Genomic DNA, 25,377 nt, shown 5'->3' with positions numbered 1-25,377 from the left:
TCTTCACGCTGACTATCATTGCAGATCTTTTTGTTTCGCGCATAAAAAAGGAGAGCTGCGCTCTCCTCTTTAACCTCTGCAACCTCCGCCAGATTACTGGCTGGTGCCGTCGGTTTTGCTCTGTTCCTTAGTGGTATCAACCTGTTTGTTGATATCCGGGCAGCGTCCATCCTTACACATGGAGTTTTTATGCTGCTCGTCTTTAGTCATAGAGTCGGAGGTGGCTCCGCCTCCGGTGCCGTTCGGGCCGGTATTGATCTGGCTGCTGTCTGAGTCTTTGGGCACCATGTTCTCATGCGCATCCGGTGCCGGCTGACCCGCCGCCGCTGCGGCATTCGCCTGGCCGTTGCCGCTGTCAGACGCACCGGACTGCGCACCCGCTGCCGCCAGGGCTGAACCACCGGCCAGTGTCAGAGTGGCTGTCAGGAAAAGCGTGGCTAATTTATTCATTTTCATGGGGATGCTCCTGTTCTGGTCGTTATGTCGGATAACTTCTTCCAACAGTGCATAACTGAAGGGTAAGCCGTTCATACTGGTCAAAAATCTCGCCTGCATTATCTGGTACAGCCGGGAATATTGTTAAAACCGTAAAACAAAGTACTTACGGTTACTAATCTTAGCGTTTGTCCCGGCTTTCGCTACTTTCTGGCGCTTTTTAGATTATTTCCAGGAATTATCCGTTCGAAGTGTAAAAGCCCGTTTACACTCCCTGACTGAAGAGATAGATTGAAGGGATTGCATTCAATTATATAAATATGGCAACGCTGGAAAGAGCATGAACTATCAGAACGATGATTTACGCATTAAAGAGATCAACGAGTTATTACCTCCTGTAGCGCTCCTTGAAAAATTCCCTGCCACCGATCGCGCTGCCACAACGGTTGCAGGCGCGCGCAAGGCGATCCACAAAATTCTCAAAGGCAGTGACGATCGCCTGCTGGTGGTGATTGGCCCGTGCTCCATTCACGATCCGGCGGCGGCGAAAGAGTATGCCGAACGCCTGCTGGCGCTGCGTGAGGAGCTGAAAGGCGAGCTGGAAGTGGTGATGCGGGTCTATTTTGAAAAGCCGCGTACCACCGTGGGCTGGAAAGGGCTGATTAACGATCCGCATATGGATAACAGCTACTGCATCAATGACGGCCTGCGCATTGCCCGTAAGCTGCTGCTGGATATTAACGACAGCGGCCTGCCGGCGGCGGGGGAGTTCCTTGATATGATCACTCCGCAGTACCTGGCGGATCTGATGAGCTGGGGCGCCATTGGCGCACGCACCACGGAATCTCAGGTGCACCGCGAGCTGGCCTCGGGCCTCTCCTGCCCGGTGGGCTTTAAGAATGGGACCGACGGCACCATTAAGGTGGCGATTGACGCTATCAACGCCGCGGGTGCACCGCACTGCTTCCTGTCGGTGACCAAATGGGGCCACTCCGCCATTGTGAATACCAGCGGTAACGGCGACTGCCATATCATTCTGCGCGGCGGCAAAACCCCGAACTACAGCGCAAAACACGTGGCGGAAGTGAAAGAGGGGCTGGAGAAATCCGGTCTGCCCGCACAGGTAATGATCGACTTCAGCCATGCCAACTCCAGCAAGCAGTTTAAAAAGCAGATGGAAGTGGGCGAGGATGTTTGCCAGCAGGTTGCCGGTGGGGAAAAGGCGATTATCGGTGTGATGATCGAAAGCCATCTGGTGGAAGGTAACCAGAACCTCGAAGGCGGTGAACCGCTGGTTTACGGTAAGAGCGTCACCGATGCCTGTATCGGCTGGGAAGATACCGACGCGATCCTGCGTCAGCTGGCAGCAGCGGTTAAAGCACGTCGCGGCTAAGGCTCCGGCGGGCAATAAAAAAGCGCGGAAGGCTCCGCGCTTTTTTTATGTCCGGGGTTGACCTTATTTGGCTTTACCCTGGTTAGCCACCGCTGCGGCTTTCGCGGCGATTTCGTCGGCGTTGCCCAGGTAGTAACGTTTCAGCGGCTTGAAGTTCTCGTCGAACTCATACACCAGCGGTACGCCGGTCGGGATGTTCAGTTCGAGGATCTCATCTTCACTCAGGTTATCAAGGAACTTCACCAGCGCACGCAGGGAGTTACCGTGTGCAGCAACGATAACGCGCTCGCCGGACTTCATGCGTGGCAGGATGGATTCGTTCCAGAACGGGATCACGCGTTCAATCGTCAGCGCCAGGCTCTCGGTGGTCGGCAGCTCTTTCTCAGTCAGTGATGCGTAGCGCGGGTCGTGGCCCGGGAAACGCTCGTCGTCTTTGGTCAGCTCCGGCGGGGTAACCGCGAAGCCACGACGCCACTGTTTAACCTGCTCGTCACCGTATTTCTCAGCGGTTTCGGCTTTGTTCAGACCCTGCAGTGCGCCGTAGTGACGCTCGTTCAGTTTCCAGGATTTCTCAACCGGCAGCCAGGCCTGATCCAGTTCGTCCAGGATGTTCCACAGGGTATGGATGGCACGTTTCAGCACGGAGGTATAAGCAAAATCGAAGCTATAGCCTTCCGCTTTCAGCAGTTTACCCGCTGCTTTTGCTTCGCCCTGGCCTTTTTCGGACAGGTCAACATCGTACCAACCGGTGAAGCGGTTTTCATTGTTCCACTGGCTTTCGCCGTGACGAACCAGGACCAGCTTAGTTACAGCCATCGTATTACTCCTTTGATACACGTTGTCATGCAGCAGCATGGGGGCGGTGTATGAGTTTTTGATTGAATGATAACAATTCTCATTATATTGCCCTGACCTCGTCAGCGGCAACGCATAACCTTAACCATAGCGAAAATAGCGGCGCAGTGTAAGGTGCTTGTGAATGCAGGGTTGCGATTTTGTCTGCAACTGGCGTTATTTTCGGCAGGAGAAGCGAAAAAAGCCCTCTTTGCAGAGGGCCGGGAATTACGCAGGAATAAACTGATAGTCCGTCAGGCTGACGTACTCAACGCCGGGACGAAGAATGCAGTCCGGCTGGGGCCATTCGGGGTGGTTGGGCGAGTCCGGGAGGAATTCGCTTTCCAGCGCCAGGCCCTGGAACGCCTCGAAGGCATCAGCCTCACGGGACGGGGTGCCCGCCAGGTAGTTACCGGAGTAAAACTGCAGCGCAGGGGCGGAGGTATAGACCGTCATCTGCAGCTTTTCATCCGCAGACCAGAGGTGTGCGGCCGGCTGGCCGGCATCGCCTTTCGCCTGCAGCAGGAAGGCGTGGTCGTAGCCTTTCACCTTGCGCTGATTCTCATCGTTGAGGAAATCGTCGGCGATACGCTTCGGCGTGCGGAAGTCAAAGCCCGTCTCAGCGACACTTTGCGGGTCGCTTTCGGGGATCCCCAGCTCATCGACCGGCAGCCAGGCGTCGGCCAGCAGCTGCAGCTTGTGGTTGCGCACATCGCTGCGGACGCCGTCGAGGTTAAAGTAGGCGTGGTTGGTCAGGTTGACCGGGCAGGCTTTATCGACGGTGGCACGATACTCAATCGACAGGCGATTATCTTCGGTCACCCGATAGAGCACGCTGACGCTGAGATTGCCCGGGAAGCCCTGGTCGCCGTCCGGCGAGTTCAGAGTCAGGCGGGCGCTGCTTTCGTCCTGATGAGCCACCTGCCAGCGGCGCTTATCGAAGCCTTCCGGCCCGCCGTGGAGCTGGTGCTGCTCCTGGCTTGGGCTGAGCGTATATTCCACGTCGCCGAGGCTAAAGCGGCTCTCTTTAATGCGGTTGGCGTAGCGGCCAATAGACGCGCCGAGAAATGCCGCCTGCTGCGTGTGCTGCAGCGGAGTCGCGCAGCCAAGAAGGGTCTCACGCACGCTGCCGTCGGACAAAGGCACTTTCGCGGACAGGAGCGTGGCGCCCCAGTCCATCAGCGTGACCACCATCCCCGCGCTATTGCGCAGGGTCAGCAGCCGGAACGGCAGCCCGTCGGGTGCCGGTTGGGTATTTTCGGTTAGCACTGGCCGGCCCCCTGGGATGCTTTGCAGACGTAGAAGGTCTCTTTGATACCGGTTGCGGCTTCATATTGATCGGCGACAGCCTGTTTCACTTCCGGCACCAGCGATTCCGGTACCAGGGCGACGATACAGCCGCCGAAGCCGCCGCCGGTCATGCGCACGCCGCCGCGCTCGCCGATGGTGGCTTTCACAATCTCGACCAGGGTATCGATCTGCGGCACGGTAATTTCGAAATCATCGCGCATGGAGGCATGAGACTCGGCCATCAGCACGCCCATGCGCAGCAGATCGCCTTTTTCCAGGGCGTCTGCGGCTTCAACGGTGCGGGCGTTTTCGGTCAGCACGTGGCGAACGCGTTTTGCCACCACCGGATCAAGCTGGTGGGCAACGGCGTTAAACTGGCTCAGCTCGACGTCGCGCAGGGCTTTTTGCTGGAAGAAGCGGGCACCGGTTTCACACTGTTCGCGGCGGGTGTTGTACTCGCTGCCGACCAGGGTGCGCTTAAAGTTACTGTTGATAATGATCACCGCCACGCCTTCCGGCATGGAGACGGCTTTGCTGCCCAGAGAGCGGCAGTCGATCAGCAGGGCGTGATCTTTTTTGCCCAGGGCCGAAATCAGCTGATCCATGATGCCGCAGTTGCAGCCGACAAACTGGTTTTCCGCTTCCTGGCCGTTCAGGGCGACCTGAGTGCCATCCAGCGGCAGATGATAAAGCTGCTGGAAGACGGTGCCGACCGCCACTTCCAGCGAGGCGGAGGAGCTTAATCCTGCGCCCTGCGGCACGTTGCCGCTGATAACCAGATCCGCACCGCCAAACGCATTGCTACGTTTTTGCAGATGTTTCACCACGCCGCGCACGTAGTTTGACCACTGCTGGCTGTCATGGGCGACAATCGGCGCATCCAGCGAGAAGCTGTCTTCCTGATTGTCGTAGTCGGCGGCGATCACGCGAACGATGCGGTCCGGGCGCGGGGCGCAGCTGATGACCGTCTGATAATCGATGGCGCAGGGCAGAACAAAACCGTCGTTATAGTCGGTATGTTCGCCAATCAGATTGACGCGGCCCGGGGCCTGGATAGCGTGGGTGGCAGGGTAGCCAAATTTTTCAGCAAACAGGGATTGGGTTTTATCTTTCAGACTCATTGTTATTCTCCGGATTCGCGAAAATGGATATCGCTGACCGCACGCAGGCGCTCAGCGGCCTGCTCTGCCGTCAGGTCGCGCTGGGTTTCTGCCAGCATTTCGTAGCCCACCATAAACTTGCGAACGGTGGCAGAGCGCAGCAGCGGCGGGTAGAAGTGGGCGTGAAGCTGCCAGTGGGTATTCTCTTCGCCGTTAAACGGCGCGCCGTGCCAGCCCATCGAGTAGGGGAACGAGCACTGGAACAGGTTATCGTAGCGGCTGGTGAGTTTTTTCAGCGCCAGGGCCAGATCGCTACGCTGTTCGGCACTCAGATCGGTGATGCGCTGAACGTGCGCCTTCGGCAGCAACAGGGTTTCAAACGGCCATGCGGCCCAGTAGGGAACCACAGCCAGCCAGTGGGTGGTTTCCACTACCGTACGGCTGCCGTCAGCCAGCTCGCGCTGAACGTAGTCCACCAGCATCGGTGAACCCTGTTCGGCGAAATAAGCCTTCTGAAGCCGGTCTTCACGCTCGGCTTCATTGGGCAGGAAACTGTTGGCCCAGATCTGGCCGTGCGGATGCGGGTTGGAGCAACCCATCGCCTCGCCTTTGTTCTCAAAAACCTGCACCCAGGGATAACGCAGGCCCAGCTCGGCGGTCTGCTCTTGCCAGGTCTGTACGACCTGCTCCAGGGCGTCGAGGCTCAGCACCGGCAGCGTTTTGCTGTGGTCCGGTGAAAAGCAGATCACGCGGCTGGTGCCGCGTGCGCTCTGGCAGCGCATCAGTGGGTCATTGCTTTCCGGCGCGTCCGGCGTATCGCTCATCAGCGCCGCAAAGTCGTTAGTGAAAACGTAAGTGCCGGGATAGTCAGGGTTTTTATCACCGGTGACGCGGTCATTGCCCGGGCACAGGAAGCAGTCCGGGTCGTGGACAGGCAGCGTCTGCTTCGCAGGCGTTTCCTGCGCCCCTTGCCAGGGACGCTTCGCGCGGTGAGGCGACACCAGAATCCACTGATCGGTCAGCGGATTGTAGCGACGATGCGGGTGATCAACAGGGTTGAATTGCTCCATGAGAGTTCCTTAAGGACTGCGTTTAATCCGGATAACCCTGCGGATGGCGTGACTGCCAGTGCCAGGTATCCTGCGCCATCTCATCCAGCGTGCGGGTCACACGCCAGTTCAGCTCTTTGTCAGCTTTGCTGGCATCGGCCCAGTAGGCCGGGAGATCGCCCGCGCGACGAGGCGCGAAGTGGTAGTTAACCGGCTTGCCGCAGGCTTTGCTGAAGGCGTTGATCACGTCCAGCACGCTGCTGCCGACGCCGGCACCGAGGTTATAAATATGCACGCCCGCTTTACCGGCCAGCTGCTGCATGGCGGCGACGTGGCCGTCGGCGAGATCCATCACGTGGATATAGTCACGCACGCCGGTGCCGTCGTCGGTCGGGTAGTCGTTGCCAAAGACCGCCAGCGAATCACGACGGCCTACCGCCACCTGGGCGATATAGGGCATCAGGTTATTCGGGATCCCCTGCGGGTCTTCACCCATATCGCCGGAAGCGTGGGCGCCAACCGGGTTGAAATAGCGCAGCAGGGCGATACTCCAGTCCGGCTGGGCCGTCTGCAGATCGGCAAGGATCTGCTCGACCATCAGCTTACTTTTGCCGTACGGGCTTTGCGGTGTCCCGGTCGGGAAGCTTTCAACATAAGGGATCTGCGGCTGGTCACCGTAGACGGTGGCAGAGGAGCTGAAAATAAAGTTCTTCACGCCAGCGGCGCGCATGGCGGAGACCAGGCGCAGGGTGCCGTTCACGTTGTTGTCGTAGTACTCCAGCGGTTTGCTGACCGACTCGCCGACGGCTTTCAGACCAGCAAAGTGGATCACCGCGTCAATGGCGTGATCGTGGAGGATTTCCGTCATCAGGGCTTCGTTACGAATATCCCCTTCAACGAAGGTGGCCTGCTTGCCGCCAAGACGGTCGATAACCGGCAATACGCTGCGCTTACTGTTGCACAGATTATCGAGAATAATCACGTCATGACCCTGCTGCAGTAGCTGCACGCAGGTGTGACTTCCTATGTAACCGCTACCACCGGTAACTAACACCCTCATAATTCGCTCCATTACGCTTATGTTATGAACTAAAAATAGCATATCAGAGATGCGAAAAGTGTGACATGGGATAAAATAGTGGAATCGTTTACACTGATTTTTTTCCGCCCGATAAGGCGCACGGAAAAAGCGAAAACCCGCTGTGGAAGCGGGTCTGCGTAAGAGGTGTGATTAATCTTAAAAGCGAGGCGTCACAAGGGCTGGCCTAGCGGAAAGCGGCTAATTGCTCGTGAAGGTTAAACGTCATCAGCGAAAGCCAGGCCACCAGCCCGAAGTAGAGCAGGGCGTACTCGCCGCGTTTGGCCGCGGTCAGGGTGCTGCTGTACTCGCTGCTTTCATTGCGCCGGGCCCAGAGCTGTGTACCTGCCAGTACGCAGACCAGCAGCAGAAGCGGGCTGGGATGGAGGTAAAAAAAGCCCAGCAAAATCGGAATTCCCGGATACCAGATCTTACGCGAAATGGCAGCGGTAACACGCCCGCCGTCGAGAGGCGGAACGGGGATCAGATTAAACAGGTTCAGCAGAAAGCCCGAGTACGAGAGGGCCAGCAGCAGAGAGCTGCCGTAATGCCGGGCCAGAAAGTAGCAGCCCGCGGCGGCAAGTGACCCCAGAAGCGGGCCGGCAATGCCGACCCAGGCTTCGGTTTCCGCATCCGGGATCTGCTCTTTCAGGCCGATCCACGCCCCGACGAAAGGGATAAACATCGGCAGGCCGACATCAAGGTTCCGCTGCCGTGCGGCGAGGTAGTGGCCCAGCTCATGACAAAAGAGCAGGACCACAAAGCCGACGGCATAGGGCCAGCCAAAGACCATCGCATAGGTGATGACCGACAGCAGCATCGTGCCGCCGGACAGCATAAACTTCCCGAGCGAGGCACCCTTTAGCAGCAGAAACAGCAGTTTCATGCGTCGAGATCAGGGTGAGATTTCTTGCGAGCCAGCAGTTTTTTCGCGCCCATACCGACTGCCGCAATGCCGATCACACCCAGCTTCCAGAACTTCAGCAGCGTCACGCCAATCAGCGCCAGCAGGCCCAGTTTCTTGGCTGCGATCCCGCCGATCAGCGCGGCCAGACCGTACTCGGCCACTTTATCGGTGGAGGCATTAAAGTCGCCGTAGCCTTTGCCGTCATTAAAGTGCACGGCGCTCAGGAGCTGGTTAGCCAGCGGTTTTTCGCTCTCCACGGTGCCGCGGTCGGTCACCAGGTTCAGAGAGAGATAGCCTTCACGGCCCAGTTGGTAGGTGTTGTAGTTCACACCCTGTTCCGCTTCCGGCACGTTGCTGCCGATATCGCGAATCGCGGCAGACCAGACCAGGCGGTGGGTCGGCTGCAGATAATGCGGTTTTTCCACCCAGCCCAATACTTCAATCGGGGCAATACCCTGCTCGGCGCGGGATTTATTACCTTCTTTGGTCCCTTCCTGCAGGTTATCGAGCAGTTCATCGGCATCCCAGTCTTTGGCGTCATCATCTTTGATATAACCGGAATCAATATATTCGATCGACACAAAGCCGGAAATATTGTCGTGGAAAATGAGTCCGTGGAATGACGAGTCGACGCTGTTGCCGATCAGTCGCATAAACTGGCCGGCCTCTTTGGGTGGGACCCAGGTGTAATCCGCCGGCAGATCAATCGTGGCCTGATTGCCCAGCTTAACCTTTTCAGGGCCGGTTACGCTGACCCTGCGCATGGCATCCATCGCCCGCTCCATCTGGAGCTCCTCGGCAGTGGGGGTTTCGGCGCGAACGGCGGTGGAAAAGGTGATAAGAGCGACCAGAAGCAGAGAGAGGTAACGCGTAAAGCCGAATAGCTTATTCATATTCATCCTATAAAGTAAATTCACCCGGCGTCCTTCGTCGGGCTATTTTCGCTTGCCTAAATAAAATCGGCCATCTGCCCTGAAATAGACGGGGATGGCCTGCAATTGCTTATATTTTTTTAATGCACTAACCGGCGTATTAAATCACAGTTACGCGTCCCTGCGTATTCCCCATTATTTGGGATTGATCTCGTAGCGATAGATATTATCGGCAGGGACGAACGTCAGCCGGTGGGTAATACAGTCCGGCGCGTCCTGCGCGTGGTGAGAGACAAACAGCAGCTGGGTTTCCCCCTCGCTAATCAGGACGTCAACAAAGCGGCGGATCAGCTGGCGGTTTAGCGGATCCAGCCCCTGCAGAGGCTCGTCGAGGATCAGTAGCGTCGGGTGTTTCACCAGGGCGCGGACTATCAACGCCAGCCGCTGCTGGCCCCAGGAAAGGCTGTGGAACGGTGAGTCTGCGGTACGGCTATCCAGTCCCAGAATATCCAGCCACTGCTGTACCAGCTTGTGCTGCTTGTCCGATACCGCCTGGTAAATCCCGATGGAATCAAAATAGCCGGAGAGGATCACATTGCGTACGGTGGTGCTGACCCGGTAGTCCAGATGCAGGCTACTGCTGACGTAGCCGATATGTTTTTTAATATCCCAGATGGTTTCACCGCTGCCGCGGCGGCGGCCGAACAGGGTGAGATCGTTGCTGTAACCCTGGGGATGGTCGCCGGTGACCAGACTCAGAAGGGTCGATTTCCCGGCCCCGTTGGGGCCGGCAATATGCCAGTGCTCGCCCGTTTTTACCGTCCAGTCCAGATGGTGAATAATCGGCTGGTCGTTGTACGACACCACGCCGTCATTAAGCTGGATCAGCGGCTGGCTGGCATCAAGACCGTGGCGGGCGGCAGGCGCGTCCGGTTCGGGTAGCATAATCGTGCCGAGCTTTTCACTGTGGGCCAGCTGGGCGATCAGCACCTGTCGAAGCAGGGCTTCCCGCTCGCCGGTTTCCGTCAGCGTACAGTCGGCCAGCACGCCTGCGAACTGGACAAAATCGGGGATCTCATCAAAACGGTTAAGCACCAGCACCAGCGTTAATCCGCCCGCGTGCAGTTCGGCCAGCAGCTCAGCCAGCTGCTGGCGCGAGGCGACGTCAAGTCCGTCAAAGGGTTCATCAAGGATCAGCAGGTCTGGCTCGGCCATCAGGGCCTGGCAAAGCAGGGTTTTACGGGTTTCACCGGTGGAGAGATATTTAAAGCGCCGCGAGAGCAGGGCGCTGATACCAAACTGTGCCGCCAGCTCTGCGCAGCGGGATGCGTCTTTCACCTCGTCCTGGATAATCTCCGCCGTCGTGCGGCCGGTATCCTCTTCCCCAGGGCTGAGCAGGTCCGTATTGTTTCGCTGCCATTCGTCGCTGACCAGCTTCTGTAGCTGTTCAAACGACAGGCGGGTGATGCGGGAAAAATCGCTCTGCCGCACACCTTCAAGCTGCGTCAGCTCTCCCGCCAGGGCGCGGGCGAGGGCTGATTTTCCGCTGCCGTTGGTGCCCACGAAGGCCCAGCTCTCCCCGGCGGCCAGCTTTAATGCGTCGAGTTTCAGTACTTTTGTATCGCTCAGGCGAAACGTGCCTTGCGAAATTTGCAACGATGACATTGTGTATCCCACTTATTGCAGTAATGCCACAGGGATACCGGGTGTCGCCCCTAATGTCAATGTGCGCCAAGAAGATAATTTATTGTTTGTATTTAAATTAAATGATTATCGGATTCTTCTTATATCCCAGCGTGAATTTCCCGGCTGGCAAGTTATTATAAAAATAATAAGTGCTCATATTGAAATAACCAAAAACTACTGTATACTTAACCAGGCTGTATGTTTATACATATGTTTTTTAATGAGAAGGAGTTCTTTATGTCTGGTTACACAACCCCTATTGCTTACTATAAAGATGGATTGCCTTATACCGCTAATGGGCAGGTGATTATTATTATTACAGGTGGTCCAACCCCCCCTACCGGAACAATCCCTACAACACCGCCATCTGGAGGTGGTTTATATGTAACGCCACTGCCATCTAATGTGGCGCCGGTGTACTTGAAAGATCGCCTAAAAGTAGAGTACATTCCTGGTAAAGGTCGTCAATTTACACCTTATAATCAGCTTACTCAGTTACAGAATATTTTTAATAAGCAAATTTCTGAAGCCCGAGCCAGAATTTCTGTTCCTGTAAATAAAATCATTGAAAGCGCCAATACGTCCGTTCAGGAAACAATTAAGACCCAAACAGACGGCGATAACAGAGTCAAGGAAAAGAATAACCAACTGAAAGATGCACTCAAAGGTTTGCAGGATGCAAATACTGAGTGTCAGGCAGCTGATAATGATGTAAACCAAAAACATGCGGCAGCTGAAAAAGCATTAAATGATGTTAAACCTAAACTGGGATTGACTAAAGTTGCGCCAGAAGATTTTGACATGTTTTTAACTCAAATATTGCAACCTGTATCAAGAACCTATTGGGAAAACTTTTCCGTAAAACCGCGAGTGGCGGAATTCAACGCAAAACAGCGACTCATCGCGGCTCTTGATAATTTAGCAGTCATTATCAATGATGTGAAATCGAAAACCAATGCACTGGCTGAACAGGTTAAACAGATTATTATTGAGAGGGAAAAAGAAGATACCGATCTGAAGGATGCCGTTAAAGCTACGGCAGATTTTTATAAAGAACTGACAGAAAAGTTTGGCGAGCAATCGGCCAAAGTTTCAGAAGAACTGGCTGCTGCCGCCAAAGGCAAAACCATAAAAAATGCGGATGAAGCACTGAAAGCATTTGAAAAATACAAGGATGTGTTGAACAAAAAATTCAGTGTTAAAGATCGGGAAGCTATCTCTAATGCGCTAGAGTCACTTAAGCGAGATGAAATGGCGAAGAATTTTGCCAGATTCAGCAAAGCATTTAAATATGTTGGGAATACGATTGATGTATATGATACAGCTATGGAGTTAAAAAAGGCTGTAGAAACTGATAACTGGCGACCATTTTTTGTCAAACTGGAATCATTAGCCGCTGGACGAGCTGCCACTGCGATTACTGCATTTTCATATAGTATTATTCTTGGCACACCATTAGGTATCTTCGGGTTTGCCATCATGATGACATTGGTCAGTGTCTTCGTTGATGACAAATTTGTCGAGAAGATTAATAGTGCACTTAAAATTTAAATGAATAAACACCTAGCCAATTTTGGCTAGGTGTTTTACTAATGCATATACTGAAAATCCCAAAGTCAAAGGAATTGCAAATACAAAACAAAAGATAAATAGAATAGCTTGTAGACTTCCTCCTGTTGCGCTTGTGAAGAAGTCTTTTTTCCAGAATTCTTTTTTTGCAAACAACATTCCAAATCTCTCCATGATTTTATTAGCGAAAGGATATAATATCCCACTTATAACGGAGAAAATTAGCATGTAAGTTAATTTTTGATTATCCTGACTGACTTGCCAGTCTAAATAAACGATCAGTATCGGGATCACTCCCCAAACCATTTTTTTAAAATAATATCCCCACGTCATCACCACCCCACTGCTACGTTGTTGTAAAAAAACACTATTATTGTCATCGGGAGCAGAGATGTAAAGCAGAGCGTCCTGGTCCTTGCTCGGGAAGCGGATTAATACCGGGCTGATTGGCTGACGCGGCGAACCGCGTCAGCGCCAGTCTTAACGAAGCGTAGCGAGAATAATTTTGTCGGCATTAAAGCAGGCGATAACCTCATCGCCTTCGCTGAAGCCGCTGGCCTGCTCAACCGGCAGGGTGGCGCACAGGGTCTGACCGTCGGCCAGGGTCAGCAAGATTTCACTTTGCTGACTGCCGTGTTCAATATGACGAATACGGCCCTGGAGCTGGTTATCTGCCGCCTGCGCCTGAAGCGGGTCGCGGGTCAGGGTCACCCAGGGGGCTTTCAGCAGCACCAGAACCTCGGTGCCTTCCTGCAGGCCCAGCCGCTCGCCGCTGCGAGCGGTGATCGCCACTTTCAGCCGCGTTTCGCCATCGGCCAGCAGGACATCGATATGCTCCTGCACCTGCTGGTGGTCGCGGGCGGTGACGGTACCAAACCACTGGTTGCGGGCGCTGGTCTGCAGTGAGAAGCGGGAGATGGCCGCCAGCAGGCTGTCGAGCGGCAGGGCGTCATCATCGCTCAGCACGTCGAAAGCCTTCTGCTGGATCTGGGCCAGCAGATCGTAGAGCTGGATCAGCCGCTGGCCATAACGGGTCAGCACCGCACCGCCGCCGCCTTTGCCGCCGGTGGCGCGATCCACCAGCGTCTGCTCGCTGAGCTGGTTCATTTCATTGATCGCATCCCAGGCGCTTTTATAGCTGATACCGGCGTTCTTCGCGCCCTGGCTAATGGAGCCGGTCTGCTCTACCTGCTTAAGCAAGGCGATACGGCGCGGGTCGGCAAACAGGCGCTGCTGCAGTTTCAGGGTCAGAAGGATTTCAGCCTGCATAGATGAGATTCCTGGAAAACAAAACACATAGCGCGTATTGTGGCGTAAAGCGGCGGCGACGAACAGCTTACCGCACAAAAGGGCATGTTTTTTCTGCGGATCCGGTTACAATGACCCGGTCACAATATCTGGAGTTGACCATGTTTGAGTTGCTGAAAAGTCTGGTTTTTGCTGTCGTCATGGTTCCCGTGGTGATGGCTATTATTCTGGGGCTGATTTACGGCCTGGGCGAAGTGTTCAATATCTTCTCCAATATCGGCCATAAAGATCGTACCCGCTCCGAACAGCACCGCTGATTTCTAAAAACGCCCGGTTATCCGGGCGTTTTGCTCTCTGACTCTTCCCCGCCTTCCTCTGCATATACCCCTGCATGTTCTATAGTTATTTACGTTAAGGCAACCTTTACAGGAGCAAAACGTAATGTCGAAAGAACAAAATAACAAAGAACCTGAACATCGCACGACGATATCCGGCCCTGAATCGGCTCAACCGGGGCTGGGATCGCTGGCACCGAAAGACGGTTCCCACTCGCCTCCGGCCAAACCAACTCCACCCGGCAAACAGCCAACGGCACCGGGCAGCCTGAAATCCCCCGACGCCCACAGCGCCAAGCTGGAGCAGCTGGAAAACAACCGCAAAAACGGGACGGGTGCGCACCTGACCACCAATCAGGGGACGCGGATCGCCAACGACCAGAACTCTCTGCGGGCTGGCACCCGGGGGCCGACGCTACTCGAAGACTTTATTATGCGTGAGAAGATCACGCACTTTGACCATGAGCGCATTCCGGAGCGTATCGTCCACGCCCGTGGCTCGGCCGCCCACGGCTATTTTCAGCCCTATTACTCCCTGAAAGAAGTCACAAAGGCCCATTTTCTCGGCGATCCTGAGCAGGTGACGCCGGTATTTGTCCGATTTTCTACCGTGCAGGGCGGGGCGGGTTCAGCCGATACCGTGCGGGATATCCGTGGTTTTGCCACCAAGTTTTATACCGAAGAGGGCGTGTTCGACCTGGTGGGTAACAATACGCCGATCTTCTTTATTCAGGACGCGCACAAGTTTCCCGATTTTGTTCATGCCGTGAAACCCGAGCCGCATAACGAAATGCCTCAGGGGCAGAGCGCCCATGACACCTTCTGGGACTATGTCTCGCTTCAGCCGGAAACCCTGCACAATGTCATATGGGCCATGTCCGATCGCGGTATTCCCCGCAGCTATCGGACAATGGAAGGCTTTGGTATTCATACCTTCAGGATGATCAATGCCGAAGGCAAAGCGACCTTTGTCCGTTTCCACTGGAAGCCGGTGGCGGGTAAAGCTTCCCTGCTGTGGGATGAGTCGCAGAAGCTCACCGGTCGCGATCCGGATTTTCATCGGCGCGATCTGTGGGAGGCCATTGAAGCGGGTGATTACCCCGAATTCGAACTCGGCTTACAGCTGATTCCACAGGAGGATGAGTTCAAATTCGATTTCGATCTGCTGGATGCTACCAAGCTGATCCCAGAAGAGCTGGTACCGGTGCTGCGGGTCGGCAAGATGGTACTCAACCGCAACCCTGACAACTTTTTCGCCGAAACGGAGCAGGTCGCTTTCCACCCCGGACATATCGTCCCCGGCCTCGATTTTACCAACGATCCTCTGCTGCAGGGGCGGCTCTTCTCTTATACGGATACCCAGATTAGCCGCCTGGGCGGGCCTAACTTCCATGAAATTCCGATTAACCGGCCGGTCTGCCCGTGGCACAATTTTCAGCGCCAGGGCATGCACCGGATGGATATTGATACCAACCCGGCTAACTACGAGCCGAACTCCATCAATGACAACTGGCCGCGAGAAACGCCGCCTGCGGCAGAAGGCGGCGGCTTTGAGAGCGACCAGGAACGAGTCGAAGGGCATAAAGTCCGCGAGCGTAGCCCGTCTTTTGCCGACTACTACTCGCAGCCGCGGCTGTTCTGGCTGAGCCAGACCCCGTTCGAACAGCAGCATATTATCGACGCCTTTGCTTTTGAACTGAGCAAAGTGGCCCGCGCTTATATCCGCGAGCGGGTGGTTGATCAGCTCACGCGTATCGATGTTTCTCTGGCGAAGGGGGTGGCGGCGCAGCTCGGTCTTACTCTCACGAAGGATCAACTGAAGACGCAGCCGCCGGGGGACGTTAACGGTCTGAAAAAAGCCGAGAGCCTGAGCCTGTATGCGGTGCCGGACGGGAGCATTAAGGGCCGTCAGGTAGCGCTCTTGATCGGTGAAGGGGTCAAAGCCGCCGACGTGCTGACGATCCTCAGGCAGCTTAAGTCCGAGGGCGTGCATGCTAAACTGCTGGCCGCGCATATGGGAGAGGTGCGGGCGGACGACGGATCTCTGCTGCCGGTTGATGCGACCTTCAGCGGTCTGCCTTCCCTGACCTTCGATGGGGCGATTGTCCCGGACGGGAATATCGACGCGCTGTGGGGAAGCGGTGATGCCCGCTACTTCCTGCTGGAAGCCTATAAGCACCTGAAAGTTATTGGGCTGAGCGGCGACGCCCGGCGTTTTAAAGCCCCGTTCGCTCTCGGCGATAAAGAGCAGGAAGAGGGCGTGGTAGAGCGTCAGAGTGCGGATAGCGCCTTTATGCAGGCCTTTCTGACCGCGCTGGCTTCACATCGTATCTGGTCCCGCAGCCAGAAGGCCCGAACCATCGCGGCCTGACGACACTTTCGATCCCCGCCTGGACGGGGGGATCGTGCGTTTTTGCACGGCTATTCCTGTTTCTCCCCTCAAGTCTTTGCCATTTTTGCCGTTGTATACCTCAGAAAGAGTACCATTTAGCGCTGGGAAAACCCGCCCAGTACCGTTATATTTGCCCGTACATAACGGTACATAATATAAGGGGTTACATCGATGGCACATTCATGGTTAAAGTTAGTTGTTGGCACTACCCTGGCAGTTTCTGTTGCTGGTCAGGCGCTGGCGCAGGATAAAATTACGGTATTCGCAGCCGCTTCGCTGACCAACGCGATGCAGGATATTGCGACTACGTATAAGAAAGAGAAAAACGTTGAGGTGGTCTCTTCGTTTGCCTCTTCATCGACGCTGGCCCGCCAGATTGAAGCCGGTGCGCCTGCGGACCTGTTTATCTCCGCCGACCAGAAGTGGATGGATTACGCGGTAGAGAAGAAAAGCATTGATACCGCCACCCGTGCAACGCTGCTCGGCAACAGCCTGGTGGTTGTGGCACCGAAAAGCAGCGCTCAGGGCGATATCACCATTAATGCCCAGACCGACTGGACGCCTCTGCTCAAGGGTGGCCGTCTGGCCGTCGGCGATCCGGACCATGTTCCGGCCGGTATTTATATGAAGGAAGCGCTGCAAAAATTAGGCGCATGGGATACGCTGTCAGGCAAACTGGCCCCGGCGGAAGATGTCCGCGGCGCGCTGGCCCTGGTAGAGCGTAGCGAAGCGCCGCTGGGCGTGGTCTACGGCTCTGATGCTGTTGCCAGCAAAGGGGTTAAAGTTGTTGGTACCTTCCCTGAAGATTCACATAAAAAGGTCGAATACCCGATGGCGATTATCGACGGTCATAAAAACGCAGACGTCAGCGCGTTTTATGATTATCTGAAAGGGCCGGAGGCTTCGGAAATCTTTAAACGTTACGGATTTACTACGCGCTAATGATACTGACGGATCCTGAATGGCAGGCTGTCCTGCTGAGCCTTAAAGTCTCTTCCCTGGCTGTGGTGATAAGCTTGCCTTTTGGGATCTTCTTTGCCTGGGTGCTGGTGCGCTGCACCTTCCCGGGCAAATCTCTGCTCGACAGCCTGCTGCATTTGCCGCTGGTGCTGCCGCCGGTCGTCGTGGGTTACCTGCTGCTGGTGGTGATGGGGCGCAAAGGCATTATTGGTTCCTGGCTGTACGACTGGTTTGGTTTTACCCTCGCATTTAGCTGGCGCGGCGCGGTACTGGCGGCGGCGGTGATGTCCTTCCCTCTGATGGTGCGGGCGATTCGCCTGGCGCTGGAAGGGGTCGATATGAAGCTTGAACAGGCCGCAAGAACGCTTGGTGCCGGGCGCTGGAGAGTGTTCCTCACGATCACGCTACCGTTGACCCTGCCGGGTATTATTGTCGGCACGGTGCTGGCCTTCGCCCGTTCGCTGGGCGAGTTTGGCGCGACCATTACCTTTGTTTCTAATATTCCGGGTGAAACCCGTACTATTCCCTCCGCGATGTATACGTTGATTCAGATGCCGGGCGGCGAAAGCGCGGCGGCGCGACTGTGCGTCATCTCCATCGTACTGGCGCTGGTGTCGCTGATGGTTTCCGAATGGCTGGCGCGTCTTAGCCGTGAACGGATGGGGAAATAACCGATGCTTGAACTCGATTTCACCCAGACCCTCGGCAGCCATCGGCTGACCATTAATGAGACCCTGCCTGCTGACGATACCACGGCCATATTTGGCGTATCTGGCGCGGGGAAAACGTCTCTTATCAACGGCATTTGCGGCCTCACCCGGCCGGAAAAAGGGCGCGTCGTGCTGAACGGGCGCGTGCTGAGCGACACGGAAAAGAATATTTTTCTGCCGCCGGAAAAACGACGTATTGGCTACGTTTTCCAGGACGCGCGACTGTTTCCGCACTATAGCGTGCGCGGCAATCTGCGTTACGGGATGGCGAAGACCATGCAGCCCCAGTTCGATAAGCTGGTGGCACTGCTGGGTATCGAAGCCCTGCTTGATCGCCTGCCGGGCAGCCTCTCCGGCGGAGAAAAACAGCGCGTGGCGATTGGCCGGGCGCTGCTGACCGCGCCGGAACTCCTGCTGCTGGATGAACCTCTGGCCTCGCTGGATATCCCGCGTAAGCGCGAGCTGCTGCCTTATCTGCAGCGCCTGGTGCGTGAAGTCAGTATTCCAATGCTTTACGTCAGCCACTCGCTGGATGAAATTCTCCATCTGGCGGATAAAGTGCTGGTGCTGGAAGAGGGCAAGGTGAAAGCCTTTGGCAGTCTGGAGGATGTCTGGGGCAGCAGCGTGATGAACCCGTGGCTGCCGCAGGATCAGCAGAGCAGCGTGCTGAAGGTGAGCGTAATGGAACATCACCCGCACTACGCGATGACCGCGCTGGCGCTGGGCGATCAGCACCTGTGGGTCAATAAACTGGAGCGTCCGCTGCAGTCCACCCTGCGCATCCGCATCCAGGCGACCGATGTCTCTCTGGTGCTACAGCCGCCGATTCAGTCCAGCATTCGTAATATTCTGCGTGCCAGAGTCGCAGACTGTATTGAAAACGACGGCCAGATTGAGGTGAAGCTGGAAGTGGGAAGCCGCATCCTGTGGGCGCGTATCAGTCCCTGGGCCCGGGATGAACTGGGCGTCAAACCGGGCCTGTGGCTCTATGCGCAGATTAAGAGCGTCTCCATTACCACCTGATTACAGCAGCTGGCGGTAAATAAACTCTGCGATGCTGTCGGTCGTGTTATCACCAATCACCACGCTGGCGCGGGCTTTTACCGCGTCATCGGCGTTGCCCATTGCCACGCCGATCCCGGCGGTTTCCAGCATGCTGATATCGTTGTAGTTATCGCCAAAGGCTACCACGTCCTGCATGGTCAGCCCCTGAGATTCCACCCAGCGCTTCAGGCGATAGCCCTTGCTGTTGCCGCGTTGGGCGACGTCGACCTGATCGTGCCACGACCACTCGCACTCCAGTCCGAGGCGGGTTTCAACGTGCTTACCAAACGCCTGCAGCTTAGGGATATCTTCATCGGTCAGGGCAAACTTCCACACCGCATCCGCATCCTGTGCCGCCTGGGCCAGCGACGCCACCTGAGTGAAGACCGGGCGCTGCTCTGCGGGCAGGCTCTGCGCCCAGTTCTGGGTGCGGATCACGTGGCCGGTCGGGCGTTCGTAGAGCATCGCGTCATCGACGTACATCAGGCCGTGGATCTGGTGCTCCTCCAGCAGGGCGATCACGTCCAGGGCAGATTCTGCCGGAAGCGGATTAGACTCCAGAACCTTTTTTGCATGATAATCATACAAATAGGTGCCATTACAGCAAATTGCAGGTGTATCCAGCGCCAGCGCCTGATAAAAAGGATGGATGGCGACGTGATGGCGTCCCGTGACGATGATCGGTTGATATCCGGCTTCTCTGGCGCGGGCCAGGGCTTCGAGGGAGGCGGGTAACAGGGTTTTTTGCGGCGTCAGAAGCGTACCGTCTAAATCAAGAGCGATCACACGCGAGGTCATGGGCGTTGTATTCCTGGTTTATGTTGAGTCATTAATTGACCTGTATGGTACACCGTGCGGGCGGGTGCGAAAACGCTGCGGCAATAATTGCGCATTTCGCGCCAAAAAAGATTATCCTGGTACACCCGTTCCTGATATCAGATTGCCTGCACCGAGAAACAGACAGGCTAAAATTTGCATCCGCTTGCAGCGAAAAAGGAGAATTCATGAAACAGACCGTTTATACCGCCAGCCCGGAAAGCCAGCAGATCCACGTCTGGCGTCTGAACCCGCAGGGGACGTTGACCCTGGTGCAGGTGGTTGACGTTCCGGGGCAGGTCCAGCCGATGACCATCAGCCCGGATAAACGCTATCTCTACGTGGGCGTCCGCCCGGAATTCCGCGTGCTGGCTTATCGCATTGCGGCCGAAGATGGCGCGCTGAGCTTTGCCGGAGAAGCCGCATTGCCGGGTAGCCCGACCCATATCTCTACCGACCGTGAAGGGCGCTTTGTGTTTAGCGGCTCCTATAACGGCGCCAGCGTCAGCGTTATCCGTCTTGAAGACGGTCTGCCGGTTGGCAGCGTTGAGACGATTGAAGGTCTGGAAGGCTGCCACTCGGCCAATATCTCCCCGGATAACCGTACCCTGTGGGTGCCTGCGCTGAAGCAGGATCGCATCTGCCTGTTCACCCTCGGCGAAGACGGCAAGCTGAGCGCGCAAAACCCGGCGGAAGTGACCACCGTAGAAGGCGCGGGTCCGCGCCATATGGCGTTCCATCCGAATCAGCAGTTCGCTTACTGCGTCAACGAGCTGAACAGCTCCGTGGACGTCTGGGCGCTGAATGCGCCGAACGGCAAAATTGAGTGCGTGCAGACTCTCGATATGATGCCTGCGGACTTTGCTGACACCCGCTGGGCGGCGGATATCCACATTACGCCGGATGGCCGTCACCTGTACGCCTGCGACCGTACTTCCAGCCTGATCACCATCTTCAGCGTGTCGGAAGACGGCAGCGTCCTGACGCTCGAAGGCTTCCAGCCGACCGAAACGCAGCCGCGCGGCTTTAATATCGACCACAGCGGTAAATTCCTGATTGCCGCCGGGCAGAAGTCTCACCATATCGCGGTGTACGAAATCACCGGCGAGCAGGGGCTGCTGAGCGAAAAAGGCCGCTATGCGGTGGGTCAGGGACCGATGTGGGTGGTGGTTAACGCCGACTAAGGTTTCAGCCATAAAAAAACCTCGCCGCGGCGAGGTTTTTTCGTTTTAAGTACGGCCTTATTTCTTCGGCTCAGCGACCACTTTACTGCCCACGCCGCGGTTGTTGAATTCCCACATGCGGTTAAAGTTAGTGTCGTTCAGGTTACGCTGAATATTGCCTTTATCATCCTGCACGCCGGTATTGCCCGCGAACGGACGCTGTGAAGCCGCCGCAGCCGCCCACGGAGTGGCATTATTAAAGCCTTCGCCGATGACGCTATCGCGGATCACCACCTGACCGTTGGTGGCCTGGTCTACGTCCAGAGAACGACCCAGCTGCGCCACGCCGTTGCCCGCCGCGTTAAAGCGGCTGTTCACGGCGAGGAAGCCGTAGAAGATATTGGCCTGGGTTGCTGGCGCAAACACATAGCCTTCCTGCTGGGTACGCGAGTTCACCACGCGGAAGTCCGTGTTATCGAACACCACCGCGCCGCGACCGGCAACCAGATCCACATCGCCTTCGATATAGCTATTGGTGACCAGGGTGCGGGTCTGACGATCGTTCTGCAGGCGGTTTTCAACGCCGCTGTTGGTCACGAAGAAGGTGTTCTGACGACCGAGGATATTGACCTTGTCGATCTGCACCTGGTCACCGTCGCTGCGCAGGGCAACGGCCTGATGATTACCGGCATCGACGCTGTCGCCGAGGTTGTTGGCGATGGTCAGGTTCTGCAGCTGCAGGCCTTTGTTCTGCGACCACACAACCGCAGAGCACATCACGCCAATGGTCGCGTTGCGTTTGTTCTGGCAGCTATCGAACATATACCAGGCCGGTTTACCCGGCATATATTTCCCGGCCGGATTGACCAGGCGACGCCAGCTGGTGGTGTCCATTTCGGAATCAATCGCCAGGCTCAGCTTGGTGTCCGTAGACTGTGCGCCCGCACCGTACAGGGTGACGCTGCCCGGTGCAGCCGGAACATATACGGTGCCTTCATATTCACCCGGCAGGATCTGAATATAGACACGGTTGCTGCTGCGAAGCGCAATCGCGGCATCAACGGCGGCCTGGACGGTGGTGTGGGTCACACCTTCACCGCCGGCAGGGCCGACCACGAAGTCCGCTTTCGCCGGCAGGCGAATCGGAAAAGGTTTCCACGCCGCGGCTGACGGATTGGTGTCAGAGAAGTAGCGGGCCGCCACAAAGTTTTCCGCTTCACCGGCGGTGAGTACCGGGCGAGCTGCGGTGCCCGGCGCAGCCTGGTCAGAAGGCAGTTGATCGGGCGGGGTTGAGCTACAGGCCGTCAGCGTAACGCCAAACGCCAGCGCCAGCGCGGCACGGGAAACCGAAAATATGTTCAAAACGCACTCCAGCTAAGCAGGTTAAAAGTAAATCCTTCAAAGCCTGCTTTTTTATACTAAGTTGAGCGAAACGGGAAGCGATGAGACAAAATTTATCCCAATCCCGGTTGACATGTGGTCGTTAATGCAAATAAATGTCTATACAACCCATGACAACTCAAGCCGATGACCAGACTCTCCTGCGATGACCAAATCTGGCGCAATGCGCGTCTTGCGACCTTCGATCCTTCCCGGCCGCAGCCTTACGGTTTGCTCGATAACCATGCGTTAATCGTGCGCGATGGCCGTATCCGGGCCGTGGTCCCGGAAGTGGATCTGAGCGCCGGTAATAAAATGGTCGACCTTGGTGGACGACTGGTGACGCCGGGGCTCATCGACTGCCATAGCCACCTCATTTTCGGCGGTAGTCGGGCAAAAGAGTGGGAGCAGCGGCTTAACGGCGTCTCCTATCAGCAGATTAGCGCGCAGGGCGGCGGTATCAATGCCACCGTACGCGCGACCCGCGACAGCGATCGGCATACGCTGTTGTCACAGGCCCAGGCCAGGCTGGAGCGCCTGATGCGTGAGGGCGTCACCACGATTGAGATTAAATCCGGCTACGGGCTGGATCTGGCAAGCGAAGAGAAAATGCTGCGCGTGGCCGCTGAGCTGGCGCAGCATAACTCCGTCGAGGTCAGCCCCACGCTGCTGGCCGCCCACGCCACGCCGCCGGAATACCGGGATCGCCCGGATGACTACATCACCCTGGTCTGCGAGCAGATCCTGCCGGACCTGTGGGAGAAAGGACTGTTTGAGGCAGTGGATCTGTTTTGTGAGAGCGTGGGCTTCAGCCTGGCGCAGAGCGAGCGGGTTTTTGACGCGGCGCGTCGGCACGGCATTCCGCTGAAAGGCCACGTTGAGCAGCTCTCCTCCCTGGGCGGTGCGGAGCTGGTCAGCCGCTACGGCGGATGGTCTGCGGATCATATTGAATATCTCACCGACGAGGGCGTTGAGGCGCTGCGCCAGAGCGGAACCGTGGCAGTGCTGCTGCCGGGGGCGTTTTACTTTCTCAATGAAACCCGTCGCCCGCCGGTGGCGCGGCTGCGGGAGCGGCAGGTTCCGATGGCGGTCGCCACCGATTTCAATCCTGGCACCAGCCCCTTTGCCAGCCTGCATCTGGCGATGAATATGGCCTGCGTGCAGTTTGGCCTGACCCCCGAAGAGGCCTGGACCGGCGTAACGCGCCATGCGGCGCAGGCACTGGGCCGCCAGCACAGTCACGGCCAGCTGACGTCAGGCTTTGTCGCCGACGCGGCTGTGTGGGATGCGGAACACCCGGTGGAGATTGTCTACGAGCCGGGACGTAATCCCCTTTATCAACGCTATTTCCGTGGGGAGGCGACCCTGTGAATCTCTGGTATCCCGGCGATCCCGCACTCTGGCAGGGGCGTGATGACAGCGCGGAGGCCGACAACGCCCTGCGGCTGTTTCAGACCGTCCGTATCAGCCCGCGCTTTGAACCCGACCCGCAGGGAATCGCCCTGCTGGGGTTTGCCTGCGATGAGGGCGTCAGGCGTAACCAGGGGCGTAGCGGTGCCGCCGACGGGCCGCAGGCTATTCGGCAGGCGCTGGCGAATATGGCCAGCCATACGGGCCATGAACGGCTGGTTGATATGGGTAATATTCAGCCTGAAGGAGAGGCGCTGGAGGCGGCACAGCAGGCGCTGCACGACGCCGTTTTCATCTGCCAGCGCCAGCAGATGCGCACTCTGGTGCTGGGTGGCGGACACGAAACGGCTTTCGGCCACGGAGCGGGCGTGCTGGATGCCTTTCCCGATGAGAAGGTAGCGATTATCAATCTCGATGCGCACCTCGATTTACGTGCTGCCCGCGAGGCCAGTTCCGGGACGCCTTTTCGCCAGCTGGCAGAAAAGTGCGCCGTGCAGCAGCGTGAGTTTCTGTACTGCTGTATCGGCGTTAGCCGGGCGGCGAATACGATGGCGTTATGGGATGAGGCAGCCGCCAGGCAGGTGAGGGTGATTGAGGATCTGGCGGTGTTGAACGATTTTAACGGGCAGGTGCTGCCGGAAATCGAGCGACAAATTGCCGGGGCCGACAGGATTTATCTGACGCTCGATCTTGACGTGCTCCCGGCCCATGAAATGCCCGCCGTGTCCGCACCTGCGGCGCTGGGTATTCCGCTGGCGCAGCTGCTGCGCATTGTGGAGCCCCTGTGCCGCAGCGGCAAGCTCCAGGCGGTGGACCTGGTGGAGTTTAATCCCCAATTTGATAATCAGGGCATGGGGGCGAAGATCGCCGCCCGGCTGGCGTGGCAAATCGCCCACTGGTGGCGCTAAATCAGTTTATACTCGGCCCCCGCCGAACACGACTATAAGGAAAGTTCGCCCTATGTTTTCGTCCCGACCCGCCTCTGCCTCTGCCCCTGCGCCTTTCTATGAAAAGGTGAAACAGGCCATTAGCGAGAAGATCGCCACCGGCGTCTGGCGGCCGCACGATCGTATTCCGTCCGAGGCGGAGCTGGTGGCGCAGTTTGGCTTCAGCCGGATGACCATTAACCGCGCCCTGCGCGAGCTGACGGATGACGGGCTGCTGGTGCGTCTGCAGGGTGTCGGCACCTTCGTGGCCGAGCCGAAAGGCCAGTCGGCGCTGTTTGAAATTCGCAGCATTGCCGATGAGATTGCCTCCCGTCAGCACCGGCATCGCTGCGAGGTGCTGCTGCTGGAGAGGATAAAGGCGGATGTCCGCCAGGCCGCCGCGCTGGGCCTGGCGGAAGGCACGGAGATTCTCCACTCCCTGATGGTTCACTATGAGAACGATGTGCCGGTCCAGATTGAAGACCGCAGCGTCAATGCCACGGTCGCGCCGGACTATCTGCACCAGGACTATACCGTCACGACGCCACATGCTTATCTGTCGCAGGTTGCCCCTCTCACCGAAGGGGAACATATTGTCGAAGCGGTACAGGCTACGTCGGAAGAGAGCCGTTTACTGCAGCTCCAGCCCACGGAGCCCTGCCTGCTGATCCGCCGCCGGACCTGGTCTACGGCGCATATCGTTTCCCACGCTCGTCTGCTGTTCCCCGGCAGCCGCTATCGTTTGCAGGGCCATTTCAGCTCCTGATCCTCGCGTCGGCA

Annotated in this window: 24 protein-coding genes; 11 read left to right on the top strand and 13 right to left on the bottom strand. The window is 56.8% G+C overall.

Annotated features, from left to right (window positions below):
* Positions 1-93 precede the first annotated feature (93 nt).
* Positions 94-456 carry a protein YbgS gene (locus EDF81_RS09660; RefSeq protein WP_123347939.1) on the bottom strand — a complete coding sequence of 121 codons (363 nt, stop codon included), beginning with the start codon at positions 454-456 and terminating at the stop codon, positions 94-96.
* A 319-nt stretch (positions 457-775) separates the two neighbouring features.
* Here EDF81_RS09660 and aroG point away from each other — a divergent pair, with 319 nt between their 5' ends.
* On the top strand, positions 776-1,828 hold the full coding sequence (gene aroG / locus EDF81_RS09655; RefSeq protein WP_123347938.1) for a 3-deoxy-7-phosphoheptulonate synthase AroG: 1,053 nt from the start codon (positions 776-778) through the stop codon (positions 1,826-1,828).
* Between the two features lie 63 nt (positions 1,829-1,891).
* Here the strand turns inward: aroG and gpmA are convergent, their stop codons facing one another.
* From gpmA to modF, 8 genes are all read right to left on the bottom strand, one after another.
* The gene (gene gpmA / locus EDF81_RS09650; RefSeq protein WP_123347937.1) at positions 1,892-2,644 is read right to left on the bottom strand and encodes a 2,3-diphosphoglycerate-dependent phosphoglycerate mutase; all 753 of its coding nucleotides are present in this window, start codon (positions 2,642-2,644) and stop codon (positions 1,892-1,894) included.
* 246 nt (positions 2,645-2,890) lie between these two features.
* The gene (galM, locus tag EDF81_RS09645; protein ID WP_123347936.1) at positions 2,891-3,931 is read right to left on the bottom strand and encodes a galactose-1-epimerase; all 1,041 of its coding nucleotides are present in this window, start codon (positions 3,929-3,931) and stop codon (positions 2,891-2,893) included.
* The gene (galK, locus tag EDF81_RS09640) at positions 3,925-5,073 is read right to left on the bottom strand and encodes a galactokinase (protein WP_123347935.1); all 1,149 of its coding nucleotides are present in this window, start codon (positions 5,071-5,073) and stop codon (positions 3,925-3,927) included. Before galK ends, galM begins: the two co-directional genes overlap by 7 nt.
* Before the next feature lie 2 nt (positions 5,074-5,075).
* Positions 5,076-6,122, bottom strand: a complete 1,047-nt coding sequence (galT, locus tag EDF81_RS09635; protein WP_123347934.1) for a galactose-1-phosphate uridylyltransferase — start codon at positions 6,120-6,122, stop codon at positions 5,076-5,078.
* A 22-nt stretch (positions 6,123-6,144) separates the two neighbouring features.
* Complete coding sequence (galE, locus tag EDF81_RS09630; protein WP_123347933.1) at positions 6,145-7,161, bottom strand: UDP-glucose 4-epimerase GalE; 1,017 nt, start codon at positions 7,159-7,161, stop codon at positions 6,145-6,147.
* Positions 7,162-7,366: 205 nt separating this feature from the next.
* Positions 7,367-8,065 carry a site-2 protease family protein gene (locus tag EDF81_RS09625; RefSeq protein ID WP_184999525.1) on the bottom strand — a complete coding sequence of 233 codons (699 nt, stop codon included), beginning with the start codon at positions 8,063-8,065 and terminating at the stop codon, positions 7,367-7,369.
* Positions 8,062-8,979: a DUF2167 domain-containing protein gene (locus EDF81_RS09620; protein ID WP_123349021.1), complete on the bottom strand. Its 918-nt coding sequence runs from the start codon at positions 8,977-8,979 to the stop codon at positions 8,062-8,064. Before EDF81_RS09620 ends, EDF81_RS09625 begins: the two co-directional genes overlap by 4 nt.
* Positions 8,980-9,153: 174 nt before the next feature.
* The gene (gene modF, locus EDF81_RS09615; protein ID WP_123347932.1) at positions 9,154-10,623 is read right to left on the bottom strand and encodes a molybdate ABC transporter ATP-binding protein ModF; all 1,470 of its coding nucleotides are present in this window, start codon (positions 10,621-10,623) and stop codon (positions 9,154-9,156) included.
* Positions 10,624-10,881: 258 nt separating this feature from the next.
* On the opposite strand from modF, the gene EDF81_RS09610 reads away from it, so the two are divergent.
* Complete coding sequence (locus tag EDF81_RS09610) at positions 10,882-12,195, top strand: colicin-like pore-forming protein (RefSeq protein ID WP_260232694.1); 1,314 nt, start codon at positions 10,882-10,884, stop codon at positions 12,193-12,195.
* Between the two features lie 12 nt (positions 12,196-12,207).
* Here EDF81_RS09610 and EDF81_RS09605 read toward each other — a convergent pair whose 3' ends face one another.
* A complete protein-coding gene (locus EDF81_RS09605; RefSeq protein WP_123347930.1) occupies positions 12,208-12,546 on the bottom strand; it encodes a colicin E1 family microcin immunity protein in 339 nt (112 codons plus the stop codon).
* A gap of 147 nt (positions 12,547-12,693) precedes the next feature.
* On the bottom strand, positions 12,694-13,482 hold the full coding sequence (modE, locus tag EDF81_RS09600; protein ID WP_123347929.1) for a molybdenum-dependent transcriptional regulator: 789 nt from the start codon (positions 13,480-13,482) through the stop codon (positions 12,694-12,696).
* A gap of 140 nt (positions 13,483-13,622) precedes the next feature.
* Here modE and EDF81_RS09595 point away from each other — a divergent pair, with 140 nt between their 5' ends.
* The 5 genes from EDF81_RS09595 to modC all read left to right on the top strand — a co-directional run bounded on the left by EDF81_RS09595 (position 13,623) and on the right by modC (position 18,881).
* Entirely contained in the window at positions 13,623-13,778 is a 156-nt protein-coding gene (locus tag EDF81_RS09595) for an AcrZ family multidrug efflux pump-associated protein (RefSeq protein WP_123347928.1), read from the top strand.
* A 124-nt stretch (positions 13,779-13,902) separates the two neighbouring features.
* Positions 13,903-16,167 carry a catalase HPII gene (gene katE, locus EDF81_RS09590; protein WP_123347927.1) on the top strand — a complete coding sequence of 755 codons (2,265 nt, stop codon included), beginning with the start codon at positions 13,903-13,905 and terminating at the stop codon, positions 16,165-16,167.
* 192 nt (positions 16,168-16,359) lie between these two features.
* Positions 16,360-17,130, top strand: a complete 771-nt coding sequence (gene modA / locus EDF81_RS09585; protein WP_123347926.1) for a molybdate ABC transporter substrate-binding protein — start codon at positions 16,360-16,362, stop codon at positions 17,128-17,130.
* Entirely contained in the window at positions 17,130-17,819 is a 690-nt protein-coding gene (gene modB, locus EDF81_RS09580) for a molybdate ABC transporter permease subunit (protein WP_123347925.1), read from the top strand. The genes modA and modB overlap by 1 nt, the downstream gene beginning before the upstream one ends.
* 3 nt (positions 17,820-17,822) lie before the next feature.
* On the top strand, positions 17,823-18,881 hold the full coding sequence (gene modC / locus EDF81_RS09575) for a molybdenum ABC transporter ATP-binding protein ModC (RefSeq protein ID WP_123347924.1): 1,059 nt from the start codon (positions 17,823-17,825) through the stop codon (positions 18,879-18,881).
* Here the strand turns inward: modC and EDF81_RS09570 are convergent, their stop codons facing one another.
* Positions 18,882-19,700 (bottom strand): pyridoxal phosphatase, encoded by an 819-nt coding sequence (locus EDF81_RS09570; RefSeq protein WP_123347923.1) that lies wholly within the window; start codon positions 19,698-19,700, stop codon positions 18,882-18,884.
* A gap of 206 nt (positions 19,701-19,906) precedes the next feature.
* Here EDF81_RS09570 and pgl point away from each other — a divergent pair, with 206 nt between their 5' ends.
* Positions 19,907-20,902 carry a 6-phosphogluconolactonase gene (gene pgl / locus EDF81_RS09565; protein WP_123347922.1) on the top strand — a complete coding sequence of 332 codons (996 nt, stop codon included), beginning with the start codon at positions 19,907-19,909 and terminating at the stop codon, positions 20,900-20,902.
* 57 nt (positions 20,903-20,959) lie between these two features.
* On the opposite strand, the gene EDF81_RS09560 is transcribed toward pgl, so the two are convergent.
* A complete protein-coding gene (locus EDF81_RS09560) occupies positions 20,960-22,243 on the bottom strand; it encodes a putative acyl-CoA thioester hydrolase (RefSeq protein WP_123347921.1) in 1,284 nt (427 codons plus the stop codon).
* 165 nt (positions 22,244-22,408) lie between these two features.
* Here EDF81_RS09560 and hutI point away from each other — a divergent pair, with 165 nt between their 5' ends.
* The 3 genes from hutI to EDF81_RS09545 are packed head-to-tail and all read left to right on the top strand — an operon-like array spanning position 22,409 to position 25,363.
* The gene (gene hutI, locus EDF81_RS09555; protein ID WP_123347920.1) at positions 22,409-23,632 is read left to right on the top strand and encodes an imidazolonepropionase; all 1,224 of its coding nucleotides are present in this window, start codon (positions 22,409-22,411) and stop codon (positions 23,630-23,632) included.
* A complete protein-coding gene (gene hutG, locus EDF81_RS09550; protein WP_123347919.1) occupies positions 23,629-24,579 on the top strand; it encodes a formimidoylglutamase in 951 nt (316 codons plus the stop codon). The genes hutI and hutG overlap by 4 nt, the downstream gene beginning before the upstream one ends.
* A gap of 52 nt (positions 24,580-24,631) precedes the next feature.
* The gene (locus tag EDF81_RS09545) at positions 24,632-25,363 is read left to right on the top strand and encodes a histidine utilization repressor (RefSeq protein ID WP_123347918.1); all 732 of its coding nucleotides are present in this window, start codon (positions 24,632-24,634) and stop codon (positions 25,361-25,363) included.
* Positions 25,364-25,377 lie beyond the last annotated feature (14 nt).

Source organism: Enterobacter sp. BIGb0383 (assembly GCF_003751845.1).
Classification (GTDB): domain Bacteria; phylum Pseudomonadota; class Gammaproteobacteria; order Enterobacterales; family Enterobacteriaceae; genus BIGb0383.
The sequence above is the reverse complement of the archived record's forward strand: the minus strand, read 5'-3'. Positions and strand labels throughout refer to the sequence as shown.